This window comes from Microcoleus sp. S36b_A4 (genome assembly GCF_036700645.1).
Lineage (GTDB): Bacteria > Cyanobacteriota > Cyanobacteriia > Cyanobacteriales > Microcoleaceae > Microcoleus.
In genome coordinates, this window is sequence record NZ_JAUBPI010000016.1 from 26,344 (window position 1) to 48,328 (window position 21,985).

Below are 21,985 nucleotides of genomic sequence, written 5' to 3' on the forward strand. Positions count from 1 at the left end.
TTGTGGAACAGGCATCTTGCCTGTTCTTGAGAATGGTGCAAGATGTACGATTTACCTAGGGTCGATCCGGATGAACCTGGTTGGCATGACGAGTTAGCTCAGCAGCAGCGAGAAAGAATTAGCTCAAAGGTTGCGGGATTGGCGGAGAGAAACGTAGTGGCGAGGGGAAAAGGGCGATCGAAGTTGCGATCGTACTTCTAAAGCCACCAAATAGCTTAGCATCAAAAGTGAATTTGTCAAATTACTAAAATCCTAAAACTATGAAAAGTGCTCTTGACGTAGCTCGTTACTTTTTATGTCGTGTCGATCGAGAAGCAGGCGATACCATTTCTCCTCTGAAACTGCAAAAGCTCGTGTATTATGCACAAGCTTGGAGTTTAGTCTTTAGAAGCCAGCCGCTATTTGAGCAAGATATTGAAGCTTGGGTTTCCGGCCCCATTGTCCGCGATGTTTGGGATGAGTACAAAGCTTACAAATATAGCGATATTCCAGCTCCAGATAATTTTGAAGAAGAATTTGATGAAGATGAAATCGAGGTTCTCGAAGAAGTTTGGAATGCTTATGGAGAATTAAGTGCTAAACATCTTGCAGAATTGACGCAATCAGAGACACCTTGGCTCAACGCCCGCAAGGGATTAGAACCTGCCGAAACCTCAACTAAAATCATCTCCCGCGAGGATATGAAATCCTGCTATGCACCTTTGGTGGAGGCGTAAGTGGGGAAAAAAAGTCAAATACCAAAGCCATCTCAAAAAAAGCAACAAAGTAGAATTCCAGAGCAAGCAACTCAGTTAAATCGACCAAGCAGTACAGATGATGAGCATCCTAGCTTCAGATTTACCTATGCAGATAAAAATCGTTGGCTTTTGTCTGACTGGACATCATCAGAAATCAATGACCTAATTGAAGGACTAAAGAAAATTGATAAATATACTTGGGGCCAAATCAAAGGTCACGGATCAAAAAAACGAGGTGAATCAGTGGGAACTGGTTATAAGTTGATTAACATTCATCCGACTTTGCCTGACAATATTCCTGAAGATGAGAGGTTATCCGAAATGCGAATTGATGAGAAAAAACGGATATTTGGGTTTCGCGTTCAGTCTGTTTACTACATCATTTGGTTTGACCGCGACCATTCAGTTTGTCCAGAATAAAGTTTATGAGGAGTGAAAAAGGTCGATTCCCTACCCTGCGGGAACGCACGCGCGTTCGGGATAGCTTGGCTCGCCCGTACCTTTTCCATTTATCACCCAAATTTAACGTTGGCCTGCTTGAAGTGCAGAATTTGCTATCTGGACAACTTCTTGCTGCCGTGCGTTTTTCCTTGTGACTCGGTACAGCACCCCCAGCCTTTGCCACTCAACAAAAGCAGTGCAGTAAGCACCGCAATTATTGAAATAAATCCCCCTAAATCCGCCCGCCAATCCAACGCTCCTGTAAGTATTCTGCGGCAATTGCGAAGGAGGCGAAAACGGTTCATTTCTTTTAGCTTCGATTGTGCCGAAATAACAGACTCCCGCGCGGCATCCTTTGCCTAAATACATTCCCACAATGTAACCGTGGGAACCTGCTTGCACATCAAAATCAAGTTGCTGAATGTCTGATAAAGGAAGTCTACTCGGAAGAAAAACAGGCACTCGCGTTTTGCCTTTGATTTGTCTGAAGATGTTACTCGCAGGAAAACGACTGTTAGCCTGTTTTGCGCCTGAATAATCGGGGATTGAGGGAAACTTTTGCACAAACTCTCTCCACTGCACAACTCTATTTTTAGCAATGTTGAGAGTGGGAATCGAGTATTTTTCTAGTGCAAAAGAAGGGCGACCGTTGTTCAGGTTGAAGTTGCGGCGAATCACTGTAATTTCGGGTTTTCCTAAGCCGTAAGCTGTGGCTATGGAACGGGCGAGATTGCAGGTAATTTTGAAGCGTCCCATCTCAATACTGCCATTTTCTGCTTGATAAGACCAATTGTAACCCTCAGAAGCACGATCGCGATCGCACAAAAAACGCGAAATCTCAAACATCTTGGCAATATGAACATCGTACAACCGCAACTTGCGGCTGCCAGCAGATGTTGCAGTGTTGCGATCGGGTACAATAAATTGTATCGGTTGCCAGCTATCTTCAGGGGAATAATTAAACCAGCGGATTTCTGTAATCGGGACTTGAGTCCTTGCTAACGCTGAGTTTGGTGTCAAAGGTGCGTGAAGCGAAGCTATCCCGTTCGCCGCAGGGGTTCCCGAAGGGTAGGGAATCGTAAAAGCAGTCACCACACCAGTAAAAATCGCCGCCAATAGCCATTTTCCCCTCATCCTCATTTCTCCCTAAGTAGGTAGGCGCAAAAAAATATAGCATCTTGTAAGGGGCGAGTGCGAGTTAAGATATATCATACAATAAACGTAAGGTGCGCCCTTACGCACCCTACATATAGAAGTTGTGCCTCTCCGACTGCCAAACTTAACGCTTCCCACCTTGAATAGCAGAATTTCCTATTAAAATTAAATCAGATTCTCGTCCGTTCTTAATGGCGACGGTATACATAAAACCCTGAGTTTTCCATTGAAGAGTTGCTGTGCAGTAAGCCCCGCAACCGTTATGATAAACTCCTTTCACTCCGCCCGCAAGTTTGACATTTTTTAACGTCTTAGTTACCCCTTCTAGTTTTGTAGTAAACTCCCCGCCTTTTTGACCTAGAATTGACCCAAAAGAGCAAACTGTCGTACCGCCGCAATCTGGTTTATGATCGATTGAAATAGCATAGCTGTTTGCTTGTGCTGTAGTTGGATAGTACATTTTTCCCGAAAGCGGAATCCTGCTGGGAATAAAAATAGGCACTTGCGTTTTGCCTTTTAACTTTTGCAAAATTTGATTTACCGGAACCGCAGTGCCTCCTTGAGCAATTTGTGTTGTTCCCGATTGTCGCTGCGACAATTGCGAAGAGCCAAAAACAACCGAGAGAGGTACTAAAGCAGTCAATACACCAGCAGAAGTAGCCAAAAGTAATAATTTCTTCTTCACGGTCTTTTTCCTTAATATTCCAAGAGTTTAGTTGGGCGGCAAACCGCATTCACCTATCTACAACCCTAATTCAAAATACCAAATTAACACTCGCTTTTCCGGGAAAAATGTTTTTTGACTATCTTGACAAGGTTGCCAGAATATGAAGTCATCTATAATATAGAGAAGGCGAGCAATTTAGGAGTCGATCGTGGAACTGCAAGAGTATTTGCGCCAGTACGGATTGGAAACTTTGTCCGAAACTTATCATATCAAAGTTACCCGCCACCGCCAATATCCCGATTTAGTCTGTCTGAAATACTCGCAGATAGAATCTCCCCTGGGCGAAAAAATAGTCCAGCAGTGCCGAGGCATTATTTTAGATTCATCTCAAAATTGGCAGATAGTTTCTTATCCCTACGACAAATTTTTTAATTACGGAGAAATTCACGCCACTGCAATTGATTGGACAAATGCCAAAGTTTACGAAAAACTAGACGGTTCTCTGACTGTACTGTATTTTTACAAGGGAGAATGGAGAGTGCAATCTAGCGGCACTCCCGACGCCGCCGGCGAAGTTAATGGTTTTGGGTTCAGCTTTGCCGAACTTTTTTGGAAAGTCTGGAAAGAATTGGGATATCAATTGCCACAAGAAACCGACCAGTGTTTTATCTTTGAGTTGATGACGCCTTACAATAGAATAGTTGTCCAGCAAACTAACAATCAAATCGTCTTACACGGCGTTCGTAACACTCAAACACTGCTAGAAACCGACCCCAGTCTTTGGGCAAATAAATACGGCTGGGAATTGGTAGCATCCTATCCTTTAACTAGCTGGAAAGAAGTTATTGAAGCGGCTCAACATTTAGATCCGATGGATTCGGAAGGGTATATTATCTGCGACGCTAACTTCAACAGAGTTAAAGTTAAGTCTCCGCAATATGTCGCGATTTCCCATCTCCGCGAAGGGTTTTCGACCCGCCGCCTGATAGAAATTGTTTTAACTAATGAAGGAGAAGAGTTTTTAGCTTATTTTCCTGAGTGGAGTGGGTTGTATCAACAAGTTAAGGACAAATATCAATCTTTGGTTGAAGAAATCGAGGAAGCTTACCGACAGCATGAACATATCGAAGTTCAGAAAGATTTTGCCTTAGCTGTGAAACATTTGCCGTATTCCGGGATTTTGTTTTCTTTGCGGGCCAGAAGAGTTGCGGGAGTGAAAGAAGCTCTCCGCGATGTTACTATTCATAAAATAGAGGATCTATTGGGTTTAGATTACATCCATCTAGGTTTGTAGAAGAAGGCACGACACGGATTTTGACACGGATAGACGGATTAATTATCGAGCGTGAGGCAGATGTTTAAGGAAGAGGGAAAAGGGAAGTTCGGCAACGGATTATGTAACGGATGTAACGGATGTCAGGAAGAGGTAAGTATTTAAACAATGCCCAATGCCCAATGCCCAATGCCCAATGCCCACTGCCCAATTACCAATTACCAATTACCACTTACCAATTGCCATGAAAAGAGTTATTGTACTTGTCGGTTTACCTGCTTCGGGAAAATCTCAATTTGCTAGGGAATTGCTGCTGTCTGAACCTGCCAAGTGGGTGCGTATCAATAAAGATTTGCTCAGAGAAATGGCTCACGCTTCTCATTGGTCGCCGGCAAATGAAAAGTTTATTGTGAAATTGAGAGATACGATTATTTTGATGGCTTTGGAAAGTGGCAAACACGTCATTGTTGATGATACTAATTTTGGTCATCACATCGAGCATATCAAGGAGTTGGTTAAAGGTAAAGCTGTTGTCGAAGTTAATGATTCTTTCCTGCAAGTTCCGGTTGAAGAATGTATTAAACGGGATTTGAAAAGGCTTAATTCGGTGGGCAAAGATGTGATCATGAAGATGTACAATAAGTATGTGCGGGTTCCGGTTGGGCCGCCGGAATATAACCCGGATTTGCCGGATGCAATTATTGTTGATATGGACGGTACGCTGGCACTTCTCAACGGCAGAAATCCTTTTGATGCTTCAACGTGCGATCGCGATTTGCCCAATCCGCCAGTTTTAGACACCGTTCGCAAGTGGCAGTCCAGCGCCCATATTATTGTAGTGTCGGGCCGAACAGATGATTGTCAGCCTCAAACTGAAAAATGGTTGCAGCAGTATGAGGTTAATTATGCCGCTCTTTATATGCGGAAAACCGGAGATATGAGGAAGGATGCGATTATGAAGGAAGAATTTTATCAGCAGCATATTGCAGGGAAATATAATGTTAAGTTTGTGTTGGACGATCGCCAGCAAGTTGTTGATATGTGGAGAAGCTTGGGATTGACGGTATTCCAAGTAGATGAAGGGGATTTTTGACCTAGGGTTTTTCTGACAATTGTCCCATGCCTAATGCTATAATTAAAGTAACATTGACAAAAATTTTGTTATGATATCCATTCCCCAACCACCCCAAAAAATGACCGTTGAGGAATATCTCGAATGGGAAGCTCAACAAGAGATTCGCCACGAATATGTCAACGGCGAAGTTTTTGCCATGACAGGCAGTACAATTCCTCATAACGATCTTGCACTCAACTTTTACAGAAACTTGTACCCGCATCTGCGTTCTCGAGGCTGTCGGATCAACGTGTCAGACGTGAAATTGCAAGTCAGTTTTCAAAGCCGTTACTACTACCCTGATGTGATAGTCAGTTGCGACCCTCAAGACATGAATTCCCGCACATTCATTCAGAATCCTAAAATCATTGTGGAAGTTCTTTCTCCCAGTACAAGTGCTAAAGATCGGGATGAAAAACTCACTTGTTACCTAAAAATTCCGACTTTGCAAGAGTATATCTTGATTGATTCACAAAAGATTTTTGTTGAGCGTTACTGTCGGGGCGAGGGCAGAATGTGGCTGTACTATTCTTACACTGCTGGAGAGATTGTAACTTTATCAAGTATTGGGTTTGATTTGCCGATCGCACTTTTGTATGAAGGGGTTGGATTTGAAACAGAAACAGAAACAGAAGCATAAAAACACACCTCAATTTTTCACCTTTTTTATGAACAGGCAAGATGCCTGTTCCACAGAGAGTGAATTTTATTTTGTGGTGGGCTTCGACGCCGCCCATAAACGCCGATAATGAACAGGCAAGATACCTGTTCCACAATTATTTATCTATCGCGTCCAAGCCAGCCAGCGATTAAACAAATTTTTCACCAACGGCGTCAAACGAGTGCGATTGTAAGCATCTCCTGCTTTCCGAATTGCATCAGCTTGTGTCGGATACGGGTGAATTGTGCTAGCAATCTTTCCCAAACCAATATTGTTAACCATTGCCAAAGTAATCTCGCTGATCATATCCCCAGCGTGTCGGGCTACAATAGTTGCACCTAATATTTTATCGCTGCCTTTTTTGACGTGAATTTTTACAAATCCTTCCTCTTCGCCGTCAATAATTGCCCGATCGACTTGACTGAAAGGAATTAAAAATGTATCGATATCAATGCCTTTTTCCTTAGCCTCGTGTTCCCCAATTCCGACGCGCGCAATTTCCGGGTTTGTGTAAGTACACCAAGGTATCGTCAAAGCGCTGAGTTTTTTGCGCCCTAAAAATAGAGTGTTTTGAATCACCATCCTCGCGGCAAAATCAGCAGCGTGAGTAAATTTATGTTTCATGCAAATATCACCTGCGGCATAAATGCGGGGATTAGTAGTTTGCAAGTTGTCGTTGACAAATACGCCAGTTTGTGTATCGTATTCGACGCCGATCCCCTCCAGATTCAGCCCTTCCACATTGGGCGATCGCCCTGTACTCACAATAATTTCATCTACTGTTACCGATGCTTCCTTACCCTGAGATTTATAATAAATTATTTTGCCTGCATTTGTTGGCTCAACGCGCTCTATTGTGGATTCTAGTATTAGTTGAATTTCTTCGCGTACAAAAGCCTGCTGCACGATTTTAGCAGCCTCCGCATCTTCCTTGTCTAAAATTTGAGCATTTTTGTGCAGCAATACGACTTCCGAACCCAGTCTGCGAAAGGCTTGAGCCAATTCGCAGCCGATCGGCCCTGCGCCAATTACTGCCAAACGCTGAGGTCTTTCCGTCAGGTTAAACACAGTTTCATTTGTCAGATATCCAGCTTCTTGTAAGCCGGGAATTTGTGGTTGTAGCGCCCTTGCACCTGTGGCAATTACTGCTTTTTTAAAGCGAAGAGTTTGACCTGCAACTTCTATGGTATTATTGCTAGTAAAACTACCCGAACCTAAAAAAACATCAACTCCTAATTTGTACTGGTAGCGTTCAACAGAATCAACATCGCTGATTCCCGCCCTGATGCGGCGCAGCCGTTCCATCACAGCGGCAAAATCCACTTCTACACTGTCAGAAACATTAACACCAAATTTATTGGCTTCCCAGATATCGCCAACAGTGCGAGACGATCGAATTAAAGCTTTTGACGGCACACAACCGACATTCAAACAGTCGCCGCCCATCAAATGTTTTTCAATCAAAGCAACTTTCGCGCCCAAACCCGCGGCACCGGCAGCAACAATTAATCCAGCGGGCCCCGCGCCAATTACTACTAAATTATAAGAACTAGCCGGCTGCGGATTTACCCAATCGGGGGGATGCAAATAGGAGACTAATTTTTGGTTGTGCTCGTCCATCGGGGGGACAGTTACGCGATCAACTTTTGACTGCGACATTGGCCAATTCTCCTAATTAAATACTTTTTTCCAAAGCTTTTCTGGCTATGCGAGTGATCAAGATAGTAACAGCGACAGTAGCAAGAAAACTGATAATATTAATCAACCATTTTACTGCGGAATCTTGAGGACTTGCATACACAGTTGCCGTGCCTATCGCAGCCACCTCTCCCACCAAAGAACCGGAGTAAACGTACATAATTGTACCCGGTATCATGCCAAAGGAACCTAATACGTAATCTTTCAAAGAAACTTGAGTGATTCCCAGAGCGTAATTCAATAAATTGAAAGGAAATAAAGGACAAAGACGAGTCAAAAAAACTATTTTTAATCCTTGTTGGGAAACTGCGCGATCGAGAGCTTTAAACTTGGGGTGAGATTCCATATATTTTACCACGCGATCGCGGCACAAATAGCGCCCGATCGCAAAAGCAAATACAGCACCTAAAATGGACGCCGCAAAAACGTAAACAGAACCCCACCACAAACCAAAAATCGCCCCCCCTCCCAGCGTCAGTAGCGAACCCGGTACAAACAGCACAGTAGCCAAGTTATAAGTAGCTACAAAAGCCACTGGCCCCCACCACCCTAAATCCTCGATCCGCATTAACAGAGTTCTCAAAACATCTTGAACGTAGGCAGATCTAGTTGCTACAATTAAGATAGCAAGCAAAAGTGCGATCGAAAAAAACAACAGTATGCGTTTAAATTTTACCCTAGCATAATCTTGGATTCGTGCTTTTGCCATGATTCACCCGCAAATATTGATCAGCATTATACTCCAAACTTAAATTATTACTGTCAACTACCATAAAAGCGATAGGTTATGACACCAAAAGCCCAACTCCCAATCCCCGAACATTTTGACCCCAAAAAAATAGGCGAAGTCTGGCGAGTCCCCTACCAAGAACGCGCCACCCAAGCGAAAGATTGGGCAAAGCAGCACAACATCCAACCAGCATCCAGCGACAAAAACCGCATTTGTTTGATGATAATCGATGCCCAAAATACCTTTTGTCTGCCCGAATTTGAATTATTTGTGGGCGGGCGTTCGGGTAGCGGTGCTATCGATGACAACCTGCGGCTGTGCGAATTTATTTACCGCAATTTAAACGCGATTACAACCATTGCGCCGACAATGGACACCCACACCGCCATGCAAATTTTTCATCCAATTTTTTGGATAAACGAAGCTGGCGAACACCCCCTACCCGCCGCAACTTCTATTACACTTGAAGATGTCCAAAAAGGCATTTGGAAAGTCAATCCAGCCGTCGCCGCTAGCATCAGCGGGGGCAATTTTTCAGCACTGGAAAAACAGGCTTGCCACTACGTCAAAAAACTCAGCGCCGATGGGAAATACCCCCTGACAATTTGGCCCTATCACTCGATGCTGGGTGGCATCGGACACGCGCTGGTTTCTGCGGTGGAAGAAGCAATATTTTTTCATACTATAGCCCGCAACAGCCAAGCACTTTTTGAAATCAAAGGGGGGAATCCACTGACAGAAAACTATTCGGTTTTGCGGCCGGAAGTTTTAGATGGATTCGACGGCAATCCGATTGCGGAAAAGAATGCTAAGTTTATTGATAAGTTGCTGGATTTTGATGCAGTAATTATTGCCGGACAAGCCAAAAGTCACTGCGTTGCTTGGACAATTGATGATTTGTTAACGGAAATTTTGGCGCGAGATCCGAATTTGGCAAAGAAGGTTTATTTGCTGGAAGATTGCACTTCGCCTGTAGTTATTTCAGGTGTGGTTGATTTTACGGAACAAGCAGATGCAGCTTATCAAAAATTTGCGGCGGCGGGAATGAATATTGTTCAATCTACTCAGTTAATTCTGGGGGATTAAAGACGTTTGTTTTCTGTTGGGGTTTTCAGTGCAAAAAAGTATATCTTATTCACCAGTGACGGTAATTTTTGTTAGCTGGGAAGTTTGCTGCGATCGCATTTAACGGATTACTTATGATATCATATCCGAAAAATCACTTACTGTAGAAGTGTAATCAAGGAGTTTCCTGATGGCTGCAAGCGAAATTTATAGTGTTGTTCCTTTTCGGGATGCGAGTGTGCGAGCAATTTCAAAACTCTCGGTAGCCATCGCCACGACTCTTCTGAGCACAGTTGTCACTGCAACCCAAGCCTACGCAGTTCCCGTAACCTACGATTTCACCATCACTGTTACCAAAGGCGGGTTAGCGGGCAATTCATTCGACGGTTCTTTCAGCTACGATGATGGCAAATTGAAGGGAACGGGAGTCGAAGAATTGGGAATTACTGAGGGATTAACTACCTGCCTAAATTACCTGGGACGCACTTATCGCGAAACCGATGATACCAGTTATCCTAACTTTCCCACACTCAGATTTGAGGATGGTAAGATTACACAACTAAACTTCTGGATTCAGCCGAATCAGCGAGTTAATTGGTGGAATTTACCTGGATGGGAAGTCAAGCTGTCTGAGCCTAAAATGAGCGACTCAACTGTTCCCAATTGTCAAAAACGGTGAGGCGTACTCAAGGTGCAATCGAGGGTAAAAATATACGAGAAATTAGATGCAACTGCCTACGCTTACGGTAATTTCAGGCAGCCATGCTACCAAGGTGCGATCGCCGATCATCTGCTGGGGCGATCGAATATTTGCGATATCGAGGAACGAATGACTCAAAGATTGTTTGAAAAAAACCGCATGATTCCTCTTCTCTGTCGGTCAATAGTTCCTCTGCAGTTGACGATTTTCAATAACTATTTCCCATCTAATCTGGGGACTTCTTGCAAAAAACTGCCGCTCAACATTAACTCAGTCATTCGGTCTAATTTGCCGCTGACCTTTAACTTTTTCTCTGTTTGAAAGCGCTCGATATCTGCTTGCAAATTACCAGAATTATATCCTAATTTACTCAAATAGTCAACAGCTTGTTTGTCACTTAACAAGATATCCGCCGAACGAAAAATCGGCACGTATTCTTCGCGCCAAATCTGGGTAAAAGTTGCCCTATCTAAATAGAAAATCCTGCCCCGCGCCGGGTCTCCAATGGCAGCTACACTGTCATTCATGCCCAGCAAAGCGACCGCGTGGGGTAGCTTCCGAGGGCCGTCAAATAGCCAAACTGCTAGCACTCCGGGGCGATTAATTTGCTGAATTTGCTCCCAAGTAGGCCTTAGTTCGATCGCATTTACGCCCAAAGCTCTTGCTGCTATAATTAACTGCGGCATGGAAGTTCCCAAGCGACTCGTCCGGGCAAAACGCGCTACACTCGATTCCGTCGCCTCGATTCCCCAACGCCTTAACACTGTTGCTAGGGCCGCGGGGGCGCAACTGCTGTTAGATGTTTGCCGAAATACACCGTTTGGCTGCAAATTATCTATTAAATCATCGTAAATTGGCGCCATGAAATAGTTTTCAGCGCCTGTAAATCCTCCCAATCCCAACAAGCAAATTAAAATTACTGCGATTACTTGGGGTCGCGCTGTCAACCAACTTATACTAAAGCCAATACCGCAGACTCCCATCAACATCACTCGTAGCAAAGTCCAAGTAACTTGCATCCCGTGAAAGCGCCACTCGATCGGCAAAACAGGCATTTGAGGCATATTTAGAGCCAGTAGCAGCAAGGCAATATAAAAAACCAAAAAAGCTAGGGCGATCGAATTTCGACCCTTAAACAAATCATTAGCCGTCACTCCCGATCGAACTAACACCCGCCCAAACCGCATTCCCCAAACAAACAGCACCGAACCCAGCACCAGCGTCACTACTATTTCCATGAACTCAAAATTTTGTTGCTTAACTAGGTTGTAACATTTATGCGATCGACTTGAACCCCAATCAATAGTAGGAGAGAGGAAGAGTGGGAGAGAGAATTTGACGATGTTTGGGTTTCGTTCTTCAATTTCCCGCTACAATCGAATAAACAAGATTTATCCAACCAAAATCGCAGCAGGTAGAACAACCGTTAATCCTAAAGGCTTGGCCTGCATCGCTTGCTCGACATTAAGTTTTGCCAGGTTTTTATTGATGAGTGTGAATCAATGGTTGACAATCAGATAATTCAGCTACCTAACCCCAAAGGAGAGATTGCTATGTTTGTCAACTTAAAGCTGAGAAACCAGATGTTACTCGGATATGCAGTTCCCATTGCTTTATTTGTAGGATTAGTAGCGCCAGTTTTCTCTAGCGCCAGTAAGATAGCCGAGTCATATAAACAAACAAAAAGCTCGCTTATTGCCATAGAAGGGACAGATTCTATGAGTTTTTACATGGCCAAGATGGTGGGAGATACTAGGGGCTATATTCTGATCAAGGATGGAGATTATTTAAATGCTTATCAGAAAAATTTACAAACATTTAAAGAAACAGCAGCATCTCTAGGCAAGACGATTGAAAATCCCAGACAAAAAGAGCGATTGCAAAAATTAATGGGCTTACAAAAACAATATGATGATTTTGCTGGACAAATGATTAATTTAGTCAAGCAAGGAAAGCAAAAAGAAGCGCTAGAAGTTTTTGCCACGAAAAAAGGGACATTAATCATCAATGAATTCAACGAATTAAATCGCTCTTTTAATGAAAAAGAGCATGAAATTTTGGACGCTGCAACTTCCAAGGCAGAAGAAAATATCAGATTTTTAGTCGCTGCCGTTTTGGTTGGTGCCGTCTTAGGCATCACGATCGCCTTACTTGCTGCCTTTTTAATCTCTTCAGGTATTGCTAAAACAATTAGTGACGCAGTGAATGCGATCGCCAGTTCTTCCACAGAGATTGCGGCCACAGTGGAAGAACAGGAACGCACAGCCGCACACCAATCGAGCTCTGTAAATCAAACTACAATCACAATGGATGAGTTGGGCGCGGCTTCCCAACAATCAGCCCAACAAGCCCAAGCTGGTGCGGAATCTGCACGGCAAGCTTTAAAGAGCACTGAAAAGGGAACCCTAGCCGTGGAGCAAACCCTGGAATCGATGATAATATTGAAAGAAAATGTCGGGGCAATCGCAGCACAAATTCTGCAATTGAGCGAACAGACCCATCAGATTGGCAATATCTCTACTGATGTCACAGATTTAGCCAATCAAACAAATATGCTGGCACTGAATGCCTCAGTAGAAGCAGTCCGGGCCGGCGAAAACGCCAAAGGTTTTACTGTCATAGCCACAGAAATCCGCAAACTAGCAGACCAAAGTAAGAAATCAGCCGAGAAAATTAACCGCCTAGTCGATGATATCAAGAATGCGATAAATTCCACCGTAACTGTGACAAAGGAAGGTACTAGAACAGTAGAATTAGGAACAAAGATTAGTCAAGAAACGGCAGCAGCTTTCTCGGAAATAGCAAATGCTGTTAACAATCTGGTATTGAACAATCAACAAATTTCTCTAACTGCTCAACAACAAGCAGTGGCTATTCAACAAGTAGTGGAGGCGATGAACAGCCTCAACCTATCGGCACAAGAAACTGCTAGTGGTATTACTCAAACCAAAGTAGGCACTCAACAATTGAACGATGCAGCCCAAAATCTCAATTCAATTGTCTAAGTTAGTGGGTAGATGCTGGTTTTCTGTGGATGTCAAGTAATAATATTTATGGGAGCATCTCAATGAAAGCAGCCAAGGTAGAAATGGGAGTTGGGAGTTGGGAGTTGGGAGCCAGGAGCCAGGAGGAAAGAGTCAGAAGGAAGGAGCCAGAAGAAGTGTTTTTACAAATATGAGATGCTCCCATATTTATTATATTCCCCATTAAACCCGCCCCTAGAGTCGCTAGTGAAAAACCCTACTAAGATCGACGGATATATGCGTAAAGAAATAGGCTAATAACGCAAGTTGCTAGTTATTCCCCCTCATCCCCCATCCCGCAATTTTGCACCAGGGGATAAGGGCAGTAAGAGTAGGATTAAAGCTTCTCGCCCATCTATAAAATTTTTTCCTTTTCCCCTTGCTCTTTTAGGAGGGGCAGGCGGAGGTGGCAGAAGGCTTGGGAAGAGGGTGAATCAATGTATAGGACATAATTAGCAACTTATTTTAATAGGACTTACGCAAGGAATCATTTTTCACACTATCTATTTTGCCAAAGTAAATAACTAATCAAGGAGTAAAAAGGGCAATGTCGCAAAATATTATTCGGCTGAGTAAAGTAGTTCCGTTAGGCTTCGGCTCAATTTTTTTGTTAATGATTAGCATCGGATTGGCTACTAAATTGAGTATGGATAATTTAGCCGAAGCTATTGAGTTGCAAACGCACACCTATGTAGTCAAGACAAACTTGCAAGCTATAGAAAAAGGTTTATTGGATGCTGAAACAGGACAGCGGGGGTTTATCTTCGCTGGAAATGAGGAATTTTTAGAACCTTACAACAAGGGGAGAGTCGCCTTTTATAAAACAGTAAATGATACAAAAGAGTTAATAAAAGATAACCCGGAGCAAGTTAAAAGGTTGGAGCAAGTTGAAAATTTTGCTCAGCAAAAACTAGATGAATTAGCGGAAACTATATCCCTGAAAAGGGCTGGAAACGAACCCGAATTAAGAGCCTTGGTGATTTCAGGTAAAGGCAAGATATTTATGGATGAAATTAGGGATAAGCTGGCAGAAATGCTTAAGGTAGAAGATACTCTACTGGTTCAACGAACAAAAATAGCAAAACAGTCGGAGCAATTAGCGACGATTGTTTCTATAGGGGGTACGGTTATTGCTGTAGTATTGGGTTCATTTATTGTCTTGTTTATTTCAAATAAAATTATCCGACCAATCAATCAGGTAGCAAATACGATCGCCAGTTCTTCCACAGAGATTGCTGCTACAGTTGAACAGCAGGAACGTACAGCAGCACAGCAATCGAGATCGGTAAATCAAACTACAACCACAATGGATGAGTTGGGCGCTGCTTCCCAACAATCAGCCCAGCAAGCCCACGCTGGTGCGGAATCTGCACGGCAAGCTTTAAAGATCGCTGAAAAGGGAACCCTAGCAGTGGAGCAAACACTGGAATCGATGACAATCTTGAAAAAAAATGTCGGGGCGATAGCGTCACAAATTCTGAACTTGAGCGAACAAACCCATCAGATTGGCAATATCTCTACGGATGTCACAGATTTAGCCAATCAAACAAATATGCTGGCACTGAATGCCTCAGTAGAAGCAGTCCGGGCCGGCGAAAACGCCAAAGGTTTTACTGTCATAGCCACAGAAATCCGCAAACTAGCAGATAAAAGTAAGAAATCAGCCGAGAAAATTAACCGCCTAGTCGATGATATCAAGAATGCGATAAATTCCACCGTAACGGTGACAAAGGAAGGTACTAAAACAGTAGAAGAAGGAACCAAAATCAGTCAAGAAACGGCAGCAGCTTTCTCGGAAGTGGCAAATGCTGTTAACAATGTGGTATTAAACAATCAACAAATTTCTCTAACTGCTCAACAACAAGCAGTGGCCATTCAACAAGTAGTCGATGCGATGAACAGCCTCAACCTAGCGGCAAAAGAAACCGCTAGTGGTATTACTCAAACCAAAGTAGGCACTCAACAATTGAACGATGCAGCCCAAAATCTCAATTCAATTGTCTAAATGGCGCTCAGTCTTTTGGGGATAGCAGACGAGCAATTGATAGCATTGAGTCATGAATTGAGCTCCCTGCCCTCCCAGCTTGTCAAACAGTCGGCATCCAAGTCAAAGTGTTCGCAGGCGATCGCATCGCCAAAGCCAGGGCGATCGAATTTCTGCCCTTAAACAAATCCTAAACAGTAACGGACGATCGAACTAACACCCGCCCGAAGCGCATTCCCCAGACAAACAGCACCGAACCCAGCACCAGCGTCACAAGTATTTCCATAAGTTCAGAATATGGTCGCTTAACTAGGTTGTAACACGCTCTGCGATCGTCCGTGGGGCAGCGGAGGAGGAGGAGAGAGGGAGCATTTTTCTTTTGCCTCCTGCCTTCTTCCCTCTTTCTTCAACCACACCTAAAATTTGCAAAATGTCAAGGGATTTGATCGACTTTTCCCCACCTTAGCCACCAAGTCCCAAACAAGATTTAGCGCCGGAAAAAATCCCCCAAATCTCTTGTCACAAACGGCCACATCCGTTGTAATATAGATGTAAGTCACAGCCCGTTAAAGTAATCAACCAAAAATTAAGCCGCTCAATATATTCACGCTCCAAAAAGCGCTGAGTTGTATTGAGCGTGCCTATTAAGGAGCGATCGAAGCTCGTCAGACACCTCAAATATTCAGGAAGAATCATGCCATCAAGATCCGCCAACGATGTAGACGTAGCAGAGCAATATTGGCACTACCTAGAAATATCCAAGGTTGCAACAATCTTAGAAACCAACCTGGAAAGCGGTTTAGAACCGACAGAGGCCAACCATCGCCAACAGAAATTCGGGCCCAACGAACTAACGGTTAAAGCAGGGAAACCAGCCTGGTTAAAATTTATCCTGCAATTTAACCAACCGCTCCTGATCATCTTGCTGAGTGCAGGTTTAATCAAAGCAGTGATCGGAGAATGGCTCAACGCTAGCGTAATTTGGGGCGTAACAACCACCAACGCTACTATTAGTTTCATCCAAGAAGCTGGAGCTGAGAAAAAAATTGAAGCCCTAGCACAAGCTGTCACCACCGAAGCCACAGTAATTCGGGGCGGCAAAAAATTAAGAATTCCCTCCAAAGAACTCGTTGTCGGCGACTTAGTAACCCTGACTTCCGGCGACAAAGTACCGGCAGACTTGCGCTTAGTGAAAGTCCGCGACTTGCAAATCGACGAATCGGGACTCACCGGGGAATCAGTTGCTGTCGAAAAAGAATTAGGACAGTCTGGAGACATAGTTCTGCCAAAAGAAACGCCACTAGCAGAACGCGATAACATGGCCTATGCCGGCAGTTTTGTCACTTTTGGCCAAGCTAGCGGCATCGTAATTGCGATCGCCAATAAAACCGAAACCGGCAAAATCTCCCAACTATTAGATCGACACATCGACCTCACCACTCCCTTAACCCGCAAATTCAACCAATTCAGTCAAAACTGGCTGCTATTCGTGTTGGGAATGGCAACCTTGACGTTCGCCGTCAGATTGGGCAGACCTGTCCCAGAGGGGGTTTCAGCCTTTAAAGAAGCAGTCGAACCCGCAGTCGCCCTGATTGTCGGCGCAATTCCCGAAGGCTTACCCGCCGTCATCACCGTCACCCTAGCCGTAGGCGTTTCCCGGATGGCAAATCGCCACGCGATCGTCCGCAAATTGCCCGCAGTCGAAACCCTCGGCGGCGCTACAGTCATCTGTTCCGACAAAACCGGAACTTTGACGGAAAACCAAATGACGGTGCAAGAAATCTATTCTGGCGGCGCATCCTACTCGGTTACGGGTACGGGATACAGCCCCGAAGGTGAAATTCAACTCAACCAACTGCCAATTACTGTCAGCCAAGCTCCAACTTTGCAAGAATGTTTACAAGCTGGACTTCTTTGCAACGACTCTCAGTTGGAATTCAAAGACGATAATTGGATTGTCGTCGGAGATCCGACAGAAGGAGCGTTAATTGCTGCGGGCAAAAAAGCTGATTTGAGCCAGCAAATTTTGTCCAAGTCAATGCAGCGGCTGGATTCAATTCCCTTTGAATCTCAGTTTCAATACATGGCGACGCTGCACCGAACTCCCACTGGCAAAATTTTGTACGTCAAAGGTTCCGTAGAATCAATTCTCGGCCGCTGCGGTTCCAGTCTCGACACTCAAGGAAATCCGGTAGAAGCCGATCGGGAACAAATCCACCATCAAGTCGATGAAATGGCAAAGCAAGGCTTGCGCGTCTTGGCTTTAGCGAAAAAGCCAGTACCCGAAAGCCAAAATTCCGTCGATCACTCGGATTTGGAGTCAGGGCTGGTTTTCTTGGGACTGCAAGGCATGATTGACCCGCCGCGGGCAGAAGCGATCGCAGCCGTCCAAGCTTGTCAAACCGCCGGCATCCAAGTCAAAATGATTACCGGCGACCACATCGCTACAGCCAAGGCGATCGCCCGCCGCATGGGATTCCGCAAAACTAAACACCACAGAGAACTTGTAGCCTACACTGGCGCCGAGCTCGCCTCCATGAGCAAGCAGGAACTCGGCGAAGCCGTAGAAGCCGGCTCAGTTTTTGCCCGCGTCGCCCCCGAACAAAAACTCCGCCTGGTAGAAGCTTTGCAGCAAAAAGGCGAAATTGTGGCGATGACGGGAGACGGCGTTAACGACGCGCCGGCGCTGAAACAAGCGGATATCGGTATTGCGATGGGCAGCGGTACTGAGGTTTCTAAGGAAGCCGCCGACATGATTCTTACCGATGATAACTTTGCGTCGATCGAATCTGCTGTCGAAGAAGGGCGATCGGTTTACAAAAATCTGCTCAAAGCAATCAGCTTCATTCTCCCAGTCAACGGCGGAGAATCAATGACAATTTTGCTCAGCACCCTCCTAGGTCGAGAATTGCCGATTTTGTCGCTACAAATTCTCTGGCTGAATATGCTCAACTCGATCACCATGACAGTGCCTCTGGCTTTCGAGCCCAAGTCAGCGGGAGTCATGAAACAGCAGCCCCGACCGGTAAACGAACCTTTCCTGACTCAAAATCGGATCAAGCGGATCATCGCTATTTCTCTTTACAACTGGACTCTGATTTTCGGAATGTTTGAATGGGTACGCCAAGCTCCTTGGGGAACCTTGGAACTGGCCCGCACGATGGCGATTCAAGCTTTGGTAATGGGGAGAATTTTTTACCTGTTGAGTCTCAGCCAGTTGTTGCCTTCTTTGATTGCTAAATTTAGCGGTTCTAAGGAAGAAGTTAGTGGCGCCCCCGCCCTCGGTGTGGGAATTGTCCTGGCAATAATTTTGCAGATTATCTTTGCTAACTCTCCCTTTGTCAATCGCATATTTGAGACGGCTCCGATGAATCTGGATCAGTGGCTGATTTGCTTCGGTGTCGCTCTGCCCATGATCGGTGTTGCTCTCTCCGTCAACCGCTTTGATCCACCGAACTAATCGAACTTGTAGGTACTGCGACCGATTAGTAATTTCGGGTGCTTAGAAACCGGGTTTCTTCAAGAAACCCGGTTTCTCTGTTTTACAGAAATCGCAACTGAAAGCCCACGTCATATCATATCCGGTAAATTACTTACGATTAAGCGCCAATTTTAGTCCACCACTGAAAACCAGTTAACCCTTTGAAAATAGGCGAATCGTACAATGTTAATTTTTTCTGTATAAAAGACTACAATAGCTCTGAAGAAAAATAGACATATATTAACAAAGTAAATGTGCGGTAGCTGCGATGTTGGCAACTTATTGACAATAGAGTTGAAGGCTGCCCGATCGGCCTTCGTTACAACCTTTACCCAGCAAGTCTTAGTTTGAAGCAGTTTTGATAAGCCAACCAGCTCGCCCTTTCCAACGGTTCGTTATCGATAGCGTGATCCTAAAAGATTTACTTATCAATCAAATTTAATAATTGTTTTAGAATTTCTGCAATAGTACGGTAGAGTTAATTATCAAGCCAAGAAAATGTGCTGCTCGCTTTTTGGGAGATCGCACCGCTCGGCCGATCGTCGAGATATTGAGTTAATCAAAAGTGTAAAATCAGCAGGGATAGTTTAAAGACTTATGCTAGCTATAAATCTTTTGATCCCTCCTGCGAACCAGCGCCCAAAACAGTTCGCTAAATTCCATTAACGAACAGAAAAAAAGCGCATTGATAAACTTCAGTGATGTCGTTACAGAAGATTATGAATTGCAGCGAGGCTAGACTATGACAAAATTTTCAGAGCAATTTTCTCGGCGTAAATTTATCGTTACAGCAGGTGCATCTGCTGTCAGTTCAATACTGCTCAAAGGCTGTTTGGGAAATCCTCCAGAACCCGGTGCCACTGCTGGTGCTGACGGCGCGATACCCGCAGCTACCTCAGTAATGGCTGTTGCCAACGAGAAAAGAGTCGAAGGAATTGAAAGCACTAAAATCACATTGGGATACATCCCGATCGTCGAAGCAGCACCTTTAATCATTGCCCAAGAAAAAGGCTTTTTTGCCAAATACGGCATGACTGAGGTAACAGTTGCTAAGCAAGCCAACTGGGGTTCTGCCAGAGATAACCTAGAAATTGGATCGGCAGGCGGCGGCATTGACGGTGGCCAGTGGCAAATGCCGATGCCTTATCAAATTAGTAAAGGGTTGATTACCAAAAACAGCGTCCAAATCCCCATGTATGTTCTAGCCCAGTTGAACACTCAAGGAAATGGAATTGCGATCGCCGGAAAACACAAAGGCAAAGGCATCGGGCTCAAACTAGACCAAGCGGCCCAAGACTACATGAAAGGCCTCAAAAAAGCAGGCACGCCCTTCAAAGCAGCCTACACCTTCCCCAAAGCCAATCAAGACTTTTGGATTCGCTACTGGCTAGCAGCTAACGGCATCGATCCCGACACAGAAGCCGAGTTGCTAACAGTACCGTCAGCGCAAACCGTAGCCAACATGAAAACCGGCAGCATGGACGGTTTCAGTACCGGCGACCCCTGGCCCCTGCGGATCGTCACAGAGGACATCGGCTTCATGTCCGCCCTGACTGGCCAAATCTGGAAAGATCACCCAGAGGAATATCTCGCTATTCGTGGCGACTGGGTAGACAAACACCCCAAGGCCACAGAAGCCCTGCTAGCAGGACTGATCGAAGCGCAGCAGTGGTGCGACAAACCAGAAAATCGCCCAGAATTAGTAGCCATTACTTCTGGCAGAAACTACTTTGACGTAGCTCCGGCAGTTTTGACACCTCCCTACCAAGGCAAGTACCTCATGGGTGACGGCCAACCAGCGATCGACGATTTCAAGATGAGTCCGCTGTACTGGAAAGACGACCTCGGCAACGTTTCTTATCCCTACAAGAGTCACGATTTGTGGTTCTTAACCGAAAGCGTGCGCTGGGGTTTCTTGCCAACTAACACCTTGGCCGATTCTAAGACAATCATCGATAAAGTCAACCGAGAAGATTTGTGGAAAGCCGCAGCAAAATTAGCCGGAGTTGCTGATGCTGACATTCCGAAAAGTACGTCTCGGGGTGTTGAGAAGTTCTTTGACGGCACAGAATTCAACCCGGAAAATCCAGAAGCTTATCTCAAGAGTTTGGCAATTAAAAAAGTGTGATGGGGTCTTAGCTTCCCATAATTTACTCTCAAAGTTTAGTCTCGAAAATACACAGCACCAGACATAGGAGATTAGCAGCATGGCTGTAAGTACAAGTCGGAGAGGCGGCAATGCACAAGGAGCATTTGGCGAATTTTGGAAGAAGAATTCCCCAAATATCTTGCCGCCAATTTTAGGAGTTTTGGGCTTTCTGTTGGTTTGGCAATTCTTGTCAAGTACGGGACTGATCAAACTGCCGGGGCCGATCAGCATTTGGACTGACGAACGGACGCGGATTTTGTTGCTGTATCCTTTCATGAACTCCAAAACCTACGGAATTGGATTATTTTGGCAGACTTTGGCGAGTTTGGAACGGGTGGCAAAAGGCTACACTCTCGCGGCCGTTGTGGGAATTGGTACGGGTGTTTTGGTAGGTACAAATCCTTTTCTAAACCGCGCTTTAGATCCACTTTTTCAGTTTTTGCGGATGGTGGCGCCTTTGGCTTGGGTGCCCATTGCCCTGGCTGCACTGCAACAAAACGAACCTGCTGCTTTGTTCGTGATTTTTATCACTTCAGTTTGGCCGATTTTAATCAACACGGCTGAAGGTGTTCGCCAAATTCCCGACGATTACAACAACGTGGCGAAAGTGCTGCAACTTTCTCGTCAGGAATATTACATGAATATTTTGTTTCCGTCGGCGCTTCCTTATATCTTCACAGGATTGAGAATTGCGATCGGTTTGGCTTGGCTGGCGATTATTGCTGCGGAAATCGTGATGTCTGGGATTACGGGTATCGGCTTCTTTATTTGGAATGCTTACCAGCAAAACTACATCAGCGAAATTCTGTTAGCGGTGTTCTACATTGGGGCTGTTGGTTTATTGCTCGATCGCATGATGGCTTGGTTGCAGCAAAAGATTGCTCCTTCTCAAGGAAAGTAGCTAATTAGATATGTTGACTGTTCACAGTTGACTGTTCACAGTTGACTGTTGACGGTTCACGGTTACAGCAATTACGAACTCCCTGGCTGAGAAACCTTTTTTTTTAACTGTTGTTAATGGATTAAAAAAAGTTTTTTGGTTGATTTAAGAAACAGGTTGCTGTCTCCAGTCATATATTAACTATTAGCTGTTATATATCAACAGCG

The 21,985-nt window shown here is 44.7% G+C and carries 18 protein-coding genes; 13 read left to right on the forward strand and 5 right to left on the reverse strand.

The annotated features are described in order from the left end of the window. Positions 1-42 precede the first annotated feature (42 nt). From QUA03_RS07360 to QUA03_RS07370, 3 genes are read left to right on the forward strand one after another with little or no spacing between them, the layout of a single operon-like run. The gene (locus QUA03_RS07360) at positions 43-201 is read left to right on the forward strand and encodes a hypothetical protein (RefSeq protein ID WP_333210894.1); all 159 of its coding nucleotides are present in this window, start codon (positions 43-45) and stop codon (positions 199-201) included. A gap of 59 nt (positions 202-260) precedes the next feature. After that, positions 261-716: a type II toxin-antitoxin system antitoxin SocA domain-containing protein gene (locus QUA03_RS07365; protein ID WP_333210895.1), complete on the forward strand. Its 456-nt coding sequence runs from the start codon at positions 261-263 to the stop codon at positions 714-716. Continuing rightward, positions 717-1,157, forward strand: coding sequence for an MAG6450 family protein (locus tag QUA03_RS07370; RefSeq protein ID WP_333210897.1), 441 nt, complete (start codon positions 717-719; stop codon positions 1,155-1,157). 102 nt (positions 1,158-1,259) lie between these two features. Here QUA03_RS07370 and QUA03_RS07375 read toward each other — a convergent pair whose 3' ends face one another. Continuing rightward, positions 1,260-2,312 carry a hypothetical protein gene (locus QUA03_RS07375; RefSeq protein ID WP_333210899.1) on the reverse strand — a complete coding sequence of 351 codons (1,053 nt, stop codon included), beginning with the start codon at positions 2,310-2,312 and terminating at the stop codon, positions 1,260-1,262. A 145-nt stretch (positions 2,313-2,457) separates the two neighbouring features. After that, positions 2,458-3,018 (reverse strand): hypothetical protein, encoded by a 561-nt coding sequence (locus tag QUA03_RS07380; protein WP_333210901.1) that lies wholly within the window; start codon positions 3,016-3,018, stop codon positions 2,458-2,460. A gap of 190 nt (positions 3,019-3,208) precedes the next feature. On the opposite strand from QUA03_RS07380, the gene QUA03_RS07385 reads away from it, so the two are divergent. The 3 genes from QUA03_RS07385 (at position 3,209) to QUA03_RS07395 (ending at position 6,027) form a co-directional block, all read left to right on the forward strand. After that, on the forward strand, positions 3,209-4,294 hold the full coding sequence (locus QUA03_RS07385; RefSeq protein WP_333210903.1) for a T4 RnlA family RNA ligase: 1,086 nt from the start codon (positions 3,209-3,211) through the stop codon (positions 4,292-4,294). Between the two features lie 175 nt (positions 4,295-4,469). After that, positions 4,470-5,366: a phosphatase domain-containing protein gene (locus tag QUA03_RS07390; protein ID WP_333210905.1), complete on the forward strand. Its 897-nt coding sequence runs from the start codon at positions 4,470-4,472 to the stop codon at positions 5,364-5,366. Positions 5,367-5,466: 100 nt separating this feature from the next. Next, positions 5,467-6,027: a Uma2 family endonuclease gene (locus QUA03_RS07395; RefSeq protein ID WP_333210907.1), complete on the forward strand. Its 561-nt coding sequence runs from the start codon at positions 5,467-5,469 to the stop codon at positions 6,025-6,027. A gap of 144 nt (positions 6,028-6,171) precedes the next feature. On the opposite strand, the gene QUA03_RS07400 is transcribed toward QUA03_RS07395, so the two are convergent. Together QUA03_RS07400 and QUA03_RS07405 are read right to left on the reverse strand one after the other, a co-directional pair. After that, complete coding sequence (locus tag QUA03_RS07400; RefSeq protein WP_333210909.1) at positions 6,172-7,707, reverse strand: mercuric reductase; 1,536 nt, start codon at positions 7,705-7,707, stop codon at positions 6,172-6,174. 16 nt (positions 7,708-7,723) lie between these two features. Then, positions 7,724-8,455, reverse strand: coding sequence for a TVP38/TMEM64 family protein (locus tag QUA03_RS07405; protein ID WP_333210911.1), 732 nt, complete (start codon positions 8,453-8,455; stop codon positions 7,724-7,726). 78 nt (positions 8,456-8,533) lie between these two features. Here QUA03_RS07405 and QUA03_RS07410 point away from each other — a divergent pair, with 78 nt between their 5' ends. Then, positions 8,534-9,562 (forward strand): isochorismatase, encoded by a 1,029-nt coding sequence (locus QUA03_RS07410; protein WP_333210912.1) that lies wholly within the window; start codon positions 8,534-8,536, stop codon positions 9,560-9,562. A gap of 169 nt (positions 9,563-9,731) precedes the next feature. Beyond that, positions 9,732-10,220, forward strand: a complete 489-nt coding sequence (locus tag QUA03_RS07415; protein WP_333210914.1) for a hypothetical protein — start codon at positions 9,732-9,734, stop codon at positions 10,218-10,220. A gap of 236 nt (positions 10,221-10,456) precedes the next feature. Here the strand turns inward: QUA03_RS07415 and QUA03_RS07420 are convergent, their stop codons facing one another. Further along, on the reverse strand, positions 10,457-11,479 hold the full coding sequence (locus QUA03_RS07420; RefSeq protein WP_333210916.1) for a cysteine peptidase family C39 domain-containing protein: 1,023 nt from the start codon (positions 11,477-11,479) through the stop codon (positions 10,457-10,459). A gap of 315 nt (positions 11,480-11,794) precedes the next feature. Between QUA03_RS07420 and QUA03_RS07425 the strand changes: the two genes are divergently transcribed. The 5 genes from QUA03_RS07425 to ntrB all read left to right on the forward strand — a co-directional run bounded on the left by QUA03_RS07425 (position 11,795) and on the right by ntrB (position 21,779). Continuing rightward, entirely contained in the window at positions 11,795-13,246 is a 1,452-nt protein-coding gene (locus QUA03_RS07425) for a methyl-accepting chemotaxis protein (protein ID WP_333210918.1), read from the forward strand. Positions 13,247-13,811: 565 nt separating this feature from the next. Next, positions 13,812-15,269 carry a CHASE3 domain-containing protein gene (locus QUA03_RS07430; protein WP_333210920.1) on the forward strand — a complete coding sequence of 486 codons (1,458 nt, stop codon included), beginning with the start codon at positions 13,812-13,814 and terminating at the stop codon, positions 15,267-15,269. A 673-nt stretch (positions 15,270-15,942) separates the two neighbouring features. Then, positions 15,943-18,708, forward strand: a complete 2,766-nt coding sequence (locus QUA03_RS07435; RefSeq protein ID WP_333210923.1) for an HAD-IC family P-type ATPase — start codon at positions 15,943-15,945, stop codon at positions 18,706-18,708. A 763-nt stretch (positions 18,709-19,471) separates the two neighbouring features. Continuing rightward, positions 19,472-20,857 (forward strand): CmpA/NrtA family ABC transporter substrate-binding protein, encoded by a 1,386-nt coding sequence (locus QUA03_RS07440; RefSeq protein ID WP_333210925.1) that lies wholly within the window; start codon positions 19,472-19,474, stop codon positions 20,855-20,857. Positions 20,858-20,936: 79 nt separating this feature from the next. Then, the gene (gene ntrB, locus QUA03_RS07445; protein ID WP_333158843.1) at positions 20,937-21,779 is read left to right on the forward strand and encodes a nitrate ABC transporter permease; all 843 of its coding nucleotides are present in this window, start codon (positions 20,937-20,939) and stop codon (positions 21,777-21,779) included. The last annotated feature ends 206 nt before the right edge of the window (positions 21,780-21,985 follow it).